8 protein-coding genes are annotated in these 10,855 nt (G+C 71.5%); 5 read left to right on the top strand and 3 right to left on the bottom strand.

Annotated elements, in window-relative coordinates; translation table 11 throughout:
• Window positions 1–953: 953 nt before the first annotated feature.
• Window positions 954–1,532 (top strand): Hsp20/alpha crystallin family protein, encoded by a 579-nt coding sequence (locus G6R24_RS13595; RefSeq protein ID WP_163549619.1) that lies wholly within the window; start codon window positions 954–956, stop codon window positions 1,530–1,532.
• A gap of 136 nt (window positions 1,533–1,668) precedes the next feature.
• Here the strand turns inward: G6R24_RS13595 and G6R24_RS13590 are convergent, their stop codons facing one another.
• Window positions 1,669–2,565, bottom strand: a complete 897-nt coding sequence (locus tag G6R24_RS13590) for an exodeoxyribonuclease III (protein ID WP_163549618.1) — start codon at window positions 2,563–2,565, stop codon at window positions 1,669–1,671.
• A 91-nt stretch (window positions 2,566–2,656) separates the two neighbouring features.
• Here G6R24_RS13590 and G6R24_RS13585 point away from each other — a divergent pair, with 91 nt between their 5' ends.
• From G6R24_RS13585 to G6R24_RS13575, 3 genes are all read left to right on the top strand, one after another.
• Window positions 2,657–3,334 carry a RibD family protein gene (locus G6R24_RS13585; protein ID WP_244957100.1) on the top strand — a complete coding sequence of 226 codons (678 nt, stop codon included), beginning with the start codon at window positions 2,657–2,659 and terminating at the stop codon, window positions 3,332–3,334.
• 82 nt (window positions 3,335–3,416) lie between these two features.
• Complete coding sequence (locus G6R24_RS13580; RefSeq protein ID WP_163549616.1) at window positions 3,417–4,253, top strand: DUF1206 domain-containing protein; 837 nt, start codon at window positions 3,417–3,419, stop codon at window positions 4,251–4,253.
• A 116-nt stretch (window positions 4,254–4,369) separates the two neighbouring features.
• The gene (locus G6R24_RS13575; RefSeq protein ID WP_225438490.1) at window positions 4,370–7,045 is read left to right on the top strand and encodes an ATP-binding cassette domain-containing protein; all 2,676 of its coding nucleotides are present in this window, start codon (window positions 4,370–4,372) and stop codon (window positions 7,043–7,045) included.
• On the opposite strand, the gene G6R24_RS13570 is transcribed toward G6R24_RS13575, so the two are convergent.
• Entirely contained in the window at window positions 7,032–7,466 is a 435-nt protein-coding gene (locus tag G6R24_RS13570) for a DUF962 domain-containing protein (RefSeq protein WP_163549615.1), read from the bottom strand. The two genes, G6R24_RS13575 and G6R24_RS13570, sit on opposite strands and share 14 nt — an antisense overlap.
• Window positions 7,467–7,581: 115 nt before the next feature.
• On the opposite strand from G6R24_RS13570, the gene G6R24_RS13565 reads away from it, so the two are divergent.
• Window positions 7,582–8,982 carry an MFS transporter gene (locus G6R24_RS13565; RefSeq protein WP_163549614.1) on the top strand — a complete coding sequence of 467 codons (1,401 nt, stop codon included), beginning with the start codon at window positions 7,582–7,584 and terminating at the stop codon, window positions 8,980–8,982.
• On the opposite strand, the gene G6R24_RS13560 is transcribed toward G6R24_RS13565, so the two are convergent.
• Window positions 8,977–10,335 (bottom strand): aminotransferase-like domain-containing protein, encoded by a 1,359-nt coding sequence (locus G6R24_RS13560; protein ID WP_244957101.1) that lies wholly within the window; start codon window positions 10,333–10,335, stop codon window positions 8,977–8,979. The two genes, G6R24_RS13565 and G6R24_RS13560, sit on opposite strands and share 6 nt — an antisense overlap.
• Between the last annotated feature and the right edge of the window lie 520 nt (window positions 10,336–10,855).

Here is a 10,855-nt window from a genome sequence, read left to right as displayed (position 1 = left end):
TTAACCTACGGCCATTGGGCCAGGGGTGAAACGGTTTCGAAACCGTGCCGAGCGCGCCACGGAAACCTGCGCCGTACCCGGACGATCCGCTCCACGGGCCCGAACAGCCCACCTTGACGATCCCCCCTCCAGCTGGCGTCGATCATTATATCACGGTCCTATGACATAGCTATCCAGGCCCTCCTTGCCCCTGACGGAAGGGTTGGTTTGTTGTCGCTTTAGCGACATGAATCTCGATTCGACGGCACGACATTGGTCAACGCGTCGGTAATGCGGCCGGCGGACCCGCTGGTCGCTCGGCGCCGGGAGGAGATCCACCGGCGTCGCGGCGGGCGTCCCGGTGGGCCTGGGTTGGAGGGCGCGGCTGCGTCGGGGTGGGGAAGGGCCTGCGGGCTTGGGTCGTGCGGGCTGGAGGCCCTCGTCCGGGTGTGCGCCGCGGTGCGGGCAGGTCCGGGTCGGGACGGCCCGCAATCCCAGCGCAGCAGGGGTGGGGAGGGCTGTTCGCCCCCGGTCGGCCCCTCGTTCGGGGGCCCCGGTGCGGCGGCACTCACTCGCGTCCGAGAGCCGAGACGGCAAACGATGGCGCCCGGCGCGCTGACGCTGAGCGGCGGCTGGTCGGCGGCGGCTGGTGGTCGGCGGCTGGTGGTCGGCGGGTCCGCGTGTGGGGGCGACGAGGCGTGGGCCCGAGGGGAATCCGTGGCGACGGCGCGATGGTTGTGATGGTTTTGGGGGGTATTGGACAGTTTCGTGAGGAGTCGTGGCCGGGTCGCGGTCTTGCGGAGCACCGCGATCGCGATGGATGGGTCCAGGACTCCTGATCCCCCTTGTTGACGTAATGTTGAGTCATCTAGACTCATGAACCATGAGGGAGGGATGAGCGCGGAGGCGTGGTCATGGTGAGGCGATCAGCGGAGAGCTGGTCAACGGCGAGTCGATCAACGAAGGGGAGTCCTGTGAGCACCTACCTGTGGGATCCGTTTGCCGCGCTCGGTCGGATGGACCGGGAGTTCGAGGAGATCGTCCGGCGGGCGTGGGGCACCCGGCGTCCGGTGCCGGCCGGCCGGGCGCTGCCTACCGGCCGAGCGGTGCCCGCCGAGGTGGCGGTCCCGTCCGCCGATGTCGTCGCCGACGGCGACGATGTGCTGATCAACCTCGAGCTGCCGGGTATCGACGTGGAGCGCGACGTCGTCGTGGAGATCGACCGTGGCCGTCTGGTCGTGCGCGGTCAGCGGGAGGGGCATCAGGAGCAGGAGCGGGATGGTCGGGTGCACCGGGAGCGGTGGTCCGGCAGCTTCCGCCGCGAGTTCCGTCTGCCCGAGCGGGTTGACGCGTCCCGGATCTCGGCCGGATACGAGCGTGGTGTGCTGACCGTCCGGCTCGCGGGCGCGGCGGTCGCACCGAGGACCACGCGGATCGCCGTCGCCGCGGCGACGGCGGCGCAGCGGCCCGCCGAGCCGGCGTTGGCCGTGGGCAGTGCCACGACCGGGCCGGATGCCGCGTCGGACGCGCCCACGGATGCCGCGGGCGCATGAGAAGCCGGTCGGGGTGCGTTCCGCCCGCGCACCCCGACACCCCCGCGCACCCCGACACCCCGACGTGCGTCGGTGCGCCCGTGGTCAGAGATGGCGCGGTGCGCCCATGATCAGAAGTGGCGCGGTGCGCCCGTGGTCAGGGTTGGCGCGGTGCGCCCGTGGCTGAGGCGGACGATGCGCGGGAGGAGGCACGACCCGACGACGTGCGTGCGGACGGCGGCGGCACCATGGGGCCGACGTCCCCGTCCGGGGCGTGATCCAGGTCGACGACGACCGGCGCGTGGTCGCTGGTGCCGGTGCCCTTGCGGGCGGCCCGGTCCACCCAGACGGCGCGGACCCGCTCGGCCACGTCCGGGGTCGCGAGGGTGAGGTCGATGCGCATGCCGTTGTTCTTCGGGAAGGCCAGCTGGCGGTAGTCCCAGTAGGTGTAGACGATGTCCTCGGGCCAGCGGGCGCGCAGCACGTCCACCAGGGGAACGCCGAGGATCTCCGCGAGCGCGGCACGTTCCGCCGGGGTGATATGGGTGGAGCCCTCGAACTGGGCGAGGTCCCAGACATCCACGTCGGTGGGGGCGATGTTGAAGTCACCCAGTGCCAGCAGCGGGCCGTGCGCGGCCTCGGCCGCGACCACGTCGCGCAGCACGGCGAGCCAGGTCAGCTTGTAGGCGTAGTGCGGGTCGTCGACGGCGCGTCCGTTCGGGATGTACAGCGACCACACCCGGACCCCGTCGCAGGTCGCGGCGATCGCGCGCGGCTCGGGATCCGGGAAGCCCGGTCCGCCCGGCAGGCCGCGCACCACGTCGTCGAGGGTGCCGCGGGACAGGATCGCGACCCCGTTCCAGCGGCCGTCACCATGGTGGGCGGCGCGGTAGCCGCGGCGGAACAGATCCTCGTCGAACAGCTCGAGGAAGGCCTCGTCCGACAGTTTGGTCTCCTGGAGACACACCACGTCCGGTTCGGCGCGATCCAGCCACTCGATCAGCCGGGCCTGCCGGGCCTTCGCCGAGTTGATGTTCCATGTAGCGATCCGCACAGGTGATGACGGTAGTCCCGCCCCACATGCGATGCTGCGCCGCATGGACAACCGGTCCGCCGAACGGCCATATGTCATCTGCAGCTGTGCGATGTCCGTGGACGGTCGGATCGATGACTGTTCCGACCGGCGGCTGATGCTGTCCGGGCCCGCCGACCTGGACCGTGTCGACGAGGTCCGCGCCGGCTGTGACGCGATCCTGGTCGGCGCGGGAACGGTCCGACGCGACGATCCGCGGCTCGCGGTGCGATCCGAGGTCCGGCGTGCGGCGCGGGTCGCCGCGGGGCTGGAGCCCACGCCACGCAAGGTGGTGCTGTGCGGATCCGGCACGCTCGACCCCGCCGCCAGGCTGTTCGATACCGATCCGGTGGACGTCCTCGTCTACACCTCCGGCGACCGTCCTGCCGGCGACCGGCCGGGGCGCCGAGACGGGTCGCGCACGGTGATGGTGGAACTGCCGGCCCTGGCGGGGCGCGCCGGGCTGATCGACGTCGCGGCAGTGTTGGATGATCTTGCGCGGCGGGGGGTGCGGCGGCTGCTGGTCGAGGGGGGCACCTCGGTGCACACCGCGTTCCTCACCGCCGGGCTGGTCGACGAGCTCCACCTCGCGGTCGCCCCGTTGTTCGTCGGTGAGGCGGACGCCCCCGCCTTCGTCGGGCCAGGGCGGTTCCCGCGTGACGCCCGCGCCCGGATGCGGCTCGCCGAGGTGCGCCAACTCGACGACGTGGTGCTCGCCCGCTACCTGATCCACCCCGCGACGACCCGCTGATCCGTCCCGGTTTCACCAGCACGGGCGCGGGCATCGGTCCACCGGATCATCCGATCCAGTGGACCGCGAGGGAGTGATCACTGTGTCGGTGCAGGCGGCCGGGGTGTCCGGCGAGGTCAAGGGCAAGGCGAACGATGCCCGACACTCACGGACGCTCGACCTCGCCGCGCGGGTCGGACTCGCCGGACGCGGGCTGGTCTACCTGCTCATCGGCGTGCTCGCCCTCCAGGTCGCCTTCGGGCTCAGCCGCGCCCGCACCGACCGCTCCGGCGCGCTCGGCGAGATCCGCGACAAACCGTTCGGCTCGGTGGTGCTGGTCATCCTGGTCCTGGGTTTCCTCGGCTACGCGATCTGGCGGCTGCTGGACGGCGCCGTCGGTGAGCAGGGCGAACGCGACGCGAAGAAGCGGACCGCCAAACGGCTGGTCAGCGTGGCCCGCGGCGTCATCTACCTGGTCATCGCCGGCAGCACCGTCCACTTCCTGCTCTCCGGGGGCGGCGGGTCCGGCGACCCGGCGCCGTGGACGGCGCGGCTCATGCGCAACGACGCCGGACGGTTCCTGGTCGGCGCGGTCGGTGTCGTCGTCGTCGGCATCGGCATCGGCATGATCATCCGAGGTGTCGGGCGCAAGTTCGAGGAGAAGCTCAAGACCGGCGAGATGGGTCGGATCGCGCACCGGATCGCCAAGCCCGCCGGCATGGTCGGCTACGTGGTGCGTGGCGTGGTCATCGGGCTGGCCGGAGTGTTCGTCACCCGGGCCGCGATCGAGTTCGACCCGAAGGAGGCCAAGGGGCTCGACGGGACCCTCAAGACGCTCGGTGACCAGGCCTACGGGCAGGTGCTGCTGACCCTGTGCGCACTGGGACTCGTTCTGTTCGGCGTCTACTCTTTCTTCGAGGCTCGCTACCGCAGGCTCTGAGCGGACCGCGACTGTCCGGAGTCGGTCGACTTTCGGACATGTCCTGCAAGGGGCCGGGAACCAGGCCCTTGGCCAGGCACACTATGGTGCGTCTGGCGATCGAGGGAGACAAGTTCGTGGCTGGGACGACCCCGCTCAGAGTCAACACCCCGGCCGGGGAGGTGACTCTCGCCGGCGACGCCTCTGTCGTTGTCGGCCGGGCCCGCGCGGCCGACATCACGATCAATGATGGGCGAGTGTCACGCCGGCACTTCGTGCTCCATCCCTCGCCGGTCGGTTGGCGGGTCGAGGATGTGAGCGCCAACGGCCTGTGGCGCGACGGGCGCCGCGTCGGCGACGTGGAGATCCCGGGTGAGGTGCGGCTGCGCCTGGGCGCGGCCGACGGCCCCGAGGTCGTCCTGACACCGGTGCGTTCGAACGTCCCCCCGACGGTGCCGACCCGCGGGATGAACGCCACGGGCGGCGCGGGCACACCGGGCGGCACGGGTGAGGCGGCCGTGGGGTCGCTGGCGACCCAGGTGCCGCCGACGCCGGTCACGGCGGTCAGTGCCCCGCCCGGTGCGGCGGGGGCGGGCGGGTCCGTGGGTGCTGGCGCCGGTTCGCCGTCCGGCGTGGGCCCGGGTGCGCAGCCGAGTCCGCCGTCCGGGAGCTGGTCGGTGGATCCGGCGACCACTCAGAGCGCGGTCGTGCACGCCCGTCGGCGGGTGCATCCCCTCAAGCCAGGCCGGATGCGGATGGGGCGCTCCCGCGACAACGAGATCATGGTCGCTGACCTGCTGTCGTCGCGCCACCACGCCGAACTGCGGATCTCGCTCGGCGGTGTGGAGGTCGTCGACCTCGACTCGGCGAACGGGACGTTCGTCAACGGTCTGCGGGTCGGCCGCGCACCGGTGCTGCAACGCGACGTGCTCGCGGTCGGCCACCACCTGTTCCAGCTCGAGGGCGACACCCTCGTCGAGTACGTCGACTCCGGTGACGTCGCCTTCGAGGTGCAGGACCTGTCGGTGTTCGCCGGCACCAAGCAGCTCATGCACGACCTGACCTTCCGGCTGCCCGGCCGTTCGTTGCTCGGGGTCGTCGGGCCGAGCGGGGCGGGCAAGTCGACCCTGCTCAACGCCCTCACCGGCTTCCGCCCCGCCGACCGCGGTGCCGTCCGCTACGCCGGACGTGACCTCTACGCCGAGTACGACGAGCTGCGTCGCCGCATCGGCTACGTCCCGCAGGCAGACCCCCTGCACGACCAGCTCACCGTGCGCGAGGCGCTGCTCTACGGCTCGGAGCTGCGCTTCCCCAAGGACACCACCGCGCAGGAACGGCGCGACCGGGTCGAGGAGGTGATCGGTCAGCTCGGCCTGACCGCCCACGCCGACACCCAGGTCAGCCGGCTCTCGGGCGGTCAGAAGAAGCGCACCTGCGTCGCGTTGGAGCTGCTCACCCGCCCGTCCCTGCTGTTCCTGGACGAGCCCACCTCCGGGCTCGACCCGGCCAACGACCAGTCGGTCATGGAGACCCTGCGGGGGCTGGCCAAGGGCGGCGGTGAGGGCTCGGCCGACGAGACCGGCCGCACCGTCATCGTCGTCACCCACAGCGTGCTTTTCCTGGACCTGTGTGACTTCATTCTGGTCCTGGCACCCGGCGGTCACGTCGCCTATTTCGGCCCGGCTGACGGGGCGCTGCGGTTCTTCGGCAAGAAGGACTTCCGTGAGTTCGCCGCGGTCTTCCGCGAGCTCGAGGCCACCCCCGGTGCCGAGATGGCCCGCCGGTTCCGTGACTCGGAGTTCTTCGTGCCCTCGGCGGTGGTGGCGCCTGCCGTGCGCCGGGCCCCACCGGAACTGCCGAGCATCCGCCAACAGCCGGTGTTCTCACAGCTGTACACCCTGACCCGGCGATACTGGCGGGTCGTGCTCGCCGACCGCTCCTATCTGCGACTGATCATCGCTTATCCGTTCATCCTCGGCATCGTTCCACGGGTGCTCAAAGCACCGGACGGGCTGGGCCCGCTGCCCCAGGCACCCAACACCGACGCGACGAAGGTACTCGTCGTCCTGGTGCTGTGCGCCTGCTTCATGGGGATGGCGAACGCCGTCCGGGAAATCGTCAAGGAAAGACCGATCTACCGGCGGGAACGCACGATCGGTCTGTCCCGGACCGCCTACCTCGGCTCAAAGATCATTCTGTTGACGGCGATCACCACCGCGCAGTGTGTCGTGTTCACCCTGATCGCGGTCACCGGTCGAACCCCACCGGAGGCCGTCGCCCTCGGCTCGCCGCTGCTGGAATGCCTGGTCGCGGTCATCGTCGCGGCGCTGGCCTCGATGATGATCGGCCTGTTCGTGTCCAGTCTGATCGACAACGCCGACAAGGCGATGCCGATCCTGGTCCTGGTCACCATGGGTCAGCTGGTCTTCTCCGGTGGTCTGACGTCGATGAGCAACCGGCTCGTCTTCGAGCAGCTCAGCTTCCTCGCCCCCGCCCGCTGGGGTTTCGCGGCCCTGGCCAGCACCGACGACCTCAACGCCGTCGCCAAGCTGGGCAATCCCGCCCTGCGCAGCGACCCACCCGACGAGCTGTGGAAGCACACCACCGCGACCTGGACCGCCGACGTCGTGCTCGGCATCATGATCGGCGTGGTGGCCCTCGCCCTGACCACCCTCATGCTGCGGCGTATCGAACCCAAGGTCACCCGGATCGCCCCCGCCCCGGTGCCCACCGGTGGCGCGGGTTCGGGTTCGGCGGGTAGCGGTGGCGCCCACCAGCCTCAACCGCCCGCCGGACGGCTCACCCGCCGCTGACACCCGCGTCTGCCTCGGGCGAGGCGGCGCGGACGTCCGAGGTGCGGGCAGGCCCGGCGAGGAGATCGCCGATCTCCTCGCACCAGTGGGCGAGCCCGCACAGCTGGTAGGTGATCGGGCCGCGGGTCAGGGCGGGGCGGTTGTGCTCGAAGAGCACATGGCCGGCGACCTGTAACGACCAGCCCGCGGCGAACAGGGGTATCCCGATCCGTGGCCGGGCCAGGACAAGGGGCAACGAGCACGCGACCGTCGGAATGCCGACCAGATGGGTCAGCCTGACGCCACGGCTGCGGTGTTCCGCGCGGTAGAACGCCAGTTTCGCCGCGAAAGGCGCGTCCTTCGCCGGCGCCGCGGCCGGATCATGCCTCTGGTCGGAAGCGTTCAGGTCAGGTACCCGCCGTGTGGGTTGCGTCCCGCTCATGGATGTGTCCTTTCCCGGTGCGGGTCGGTGTGATCCGCACCGGCAGGCCGACAGTATGGGCCGCACCCGGAACATCCCGATTGCCAGGCATCTGTGGGCACGATAGGACCAGTGCGTGGACGGGGCGGGCACCACGGAACCGGATGAACGCGGCGAATCGGGCGAACCGGTGCGGACGAGCGGGTCGGCGCGGCCGGGGGACAGCGGCGGTGGCGCCTCGCGGCGACTGCTCGGGGTGCTGGCGGGATCGACCCTGTTGCAGTGGCTCGGCGGTTTCGCCATCGCTCCGATTCTGCCGTTGTATCTGGCCGATCACGATGTCTCCGTCGCCGGTGTCGGCGTCGTGATGTCGGCGTTCTTTCTGGGGGCGCTGCTGTCGCAGTATGTGGCTGGCCGGCTGGCCGGACTCCACGGCCACCGGCCGGTGCTGCTGGCGGGACTGGCCACCTACGCGGCCGGCTGCGCGGGGCTGTTCGTGACCGAGGGGGTGCTCGCGTCCTCGGCGCTGCGGGTGCTGCAGGGTGCCGGGGCCGGTGCGTTCGAGGTCGCCACGCTGACCGCGGTCGCGGTGAAGGTCGCGCCGTCGGCCCGGGGGCGGGCGTTCAGCGCCGTGTACACCGGCCAGTTGCTGGGTGTGACCCTTGGTCCGGTCCTGGGGGGATTCGCCGGGGTCGAGCACATGCGGGAGCTGTTTCTCGCCGGGGGCGCTGCGGCGGTGCTGGCGTCGATACCGGTGCTGTGGATGCTGCCGTCCGCCGGCGGTTCGCGTGGGGTCGCGGGAACGGCGGCGTTGGCGAGCACGACAGGTGATCGAACCGGGCCGGTGCGGGCGTCGACCGAGGGCCTGGCCGCCGAGGGCATGATCACGCCGGCGGCAGGGTCGGGACGTCCGGGACGTCCGGGACCTGGGCGGCCGGGAGTGACGTGGCTGCTGACGCCCGGGGTGGTCGGACTGCTGCTGTGCGGGGCGAGCGGCGGGTTCGCGGCGGGGGTCTACGAGACCTGCTGGAGCCTGCTGATGCGGCGCGAGGGTGTGTCGGTGGAGCTCACGGGCTTGACGTTCACCCTGTTCGGACTGCCGTACCTGCTGTTCGCCTGGCCGGCGGGGCAGCTGGCCGACCGGCTGGACCGGCGGGCGCTGATCGTGGTCGCGGCCCTGCTGCGCTCGGTCGCGCTGGTCAGCTACCCGATGCTGCACTCGCTGTCGATCATTCTCGTCGTCGGCTGTCTGGAGGCCGTCGTCCTCGCCGTGATCAATCCGGCCGAGCAGTCGCTGCTGGCCCAGGAGGGGGCGGCCAGCGGAGCCACCGGTCGGGCCCAGGGCCTGTTCGCGACGGTGCGCACGGCGACGACCGTGCTGGCGGCGCTGGTCTCGGGTGCGATCTTCGCCGTCGACCACCGGCTGCCGTTCGTGCTGGCGGGTCTGCTGGTCGTGGTCGTGACGCTGTCGCTGCCGGTGCTGTGGCGTGATCTGGTCGGCTCGGCGCGGCCCGCACGGGCCGCCGAGGGCTCATGACCTGTCGTGCAGGGCGCGGGCGAGCAGCGCCACGGCGGTCGGGATGTCCTGCGCCCGGATGCCGGCATAGGACAGCCGCAGGTAGGCGGTCTCCTGCTCGCCGATGGTGAAGTACCGGCCGTGGCCGACCACGACGCCGAGCCGGGCCGCCGCGGCCACGGTCGCGCCCTCGTCCACACCGCGGGGCAGGCCGACGAACATGCTGATGCCGCCGAGTGGTGGGGTGGCCGCGCAGTCGGGCAGTTCGTGGGCGACCGCCGCGACCAGGGCCGACGCCCGCTCACGCAGGGCGGTGCCCACGGCCCGCAGCTGCGCGGCCCAGCCGGGGCCGCTGACCAGTTCGATCACGGTGTGCTGGAGGGGGCGGGAGACGAAGAAGTCGTCGACGATGCGCATCGCGCCGATCCGGTTCATCACCGGGCCGCGGGCGATCACAGCACTCACCCGCAGGCTCGGTGCGAGGATCTTGGTCAGGGAGACGATGGTGATGACCTGGCCGCGGTCGTCGTCGACGAACAGCGGCGGCGGCGTCTGCTCGCCGGCGAAGCCCAGCCAGCGGGCGTAGTCGTCCTCGATGACGAAGGCGCCGGCGACCCGGCAGATGTCGAGGATCTCGCCGCGCCGGTGCGCGGCCAGCACGCTGCCGCCCGGGTTCGCGTAGGTGGGTTGGATGACCAGCAGCCGGGCGGATGTGCGGGCGAAGGCGTCACGCAACAGGTCCGGGCGGATGCCGTCGCGGTCGCAGGGCACCGAGATCGGGGTGAGGCCGGCGCTGCGGGCCACCGCGAGCGCACCGGGATAGGTCGGCGTCGCGAACAGCACCGGGTGGCCGGCGGGCAGGATCGCCCGCATCGTCGCCGACAGCGCGCTCTGACTGCCCGAGGTGATCAGGACGTGTTCGGGGTCGGCGCCCAGCTGACGGCCGAACCAGCTGCGCAGTTCGGGGAGTCCGGCCGCGGGTGGGCTGGCCCAGGCGTCCGGCCGGCGGGCGGCGCGACCCAGGGCGGTGGCCAGCCGGGCGTCGGCGCGCAGGCCCGCGTCCAGATAGCCGGCGCCGAGCTGGAGACCGGGCGCGTTGGCGAGATGGACCACCTGGTCGATGCCGGAGGGATGCACCGGGCTTGGTCCGAGCGCGACCTGCTGCCAGTCGGTGTCGCCGGTCCGGGTGGTGTGCCGGGACGCGATGAACGTGCCGGAGCCCGGCCGGGTGACCAGGCGCCCCTCGGCGACCAGCCGGCCGAGCGCCCGTTGGACCGTCACCGGGCCGACCCCCAGCCCGGCCTGGAGCGTGCGCGTGCTGGGCAGCCGTTGTCCGACGGTGCCGGCATCGACGAGCCGATGAAGCTCTGTCACCACCCGGTCGATACTGCTATCGTTGGACATGAGATATAAGAATAGCGCTATCGCCGGGGGTGGCGCGCCGCTTCGCGGAGCCGCCGGTGTCGGCCGTCCCGGCTCGGCGTGCGTGTCACCGGGGTCGACGGGCGGCGTGCGGGCGGCGGTGCGCCATGGCTGAGTGCGCGCTGCTGGTCGGATTCGTGCTGCTGGTCGGCGTCGCCGCGGTGTTCGGCCCGGACACCAGGGATACGCGCTACTACCTGGTCGCGTCGATGCGGCGCCGGGATAGCGCCCAAGCGGTACCACAGGAATGCGACACCGGGGGTAGTCCGGTGCGGACAGTGTCATCCGGGTGTGCCCGAGTAGGAGCCGACACCGGCGTCCCAACGGCTGCCGCCACGGCGGACACGCCACTTTTCTGACAGCGAATTCACAGGTCAAGGCCCAATCCCCGGGTGGTGAGGGCATTCGGTGAAACCGGCGCCCGGGTGGGACGCGGTACGGCAAACCCGGTGACAGCCGGCGACGGGCTGGC

The organism is Candidatus Frankia nodulisporulans, assembly GCF_902806475.1.
Classification (GTDB): Bacteria; Actinomycetota; Actinomycetes; order Frankiales; family Frankiaceae; genus Frankia; species Frankia umida.
The sequence above is the reverse complement of the archived record's forward strand: the minus strand, read 5'-3'. Positions and strand labels throughout refer to the sequence as shown.

Coding starts and splice junctions, on each gene's coding strand:
- G6R24_RS13570 (WP_163549615.1), bottom strand. CDS start 7,466: ATGAGCGGGACGCAACCCACACGGCGGGTACCTGACCTGAACGCTTCC.
- G6R24_RS13585 (WP_244957100.1), top strand. CDS start 2,657: ATGTCCGTGGACGGTCGGATCGATGACTGTTCCGACCGGCGGCTGATG.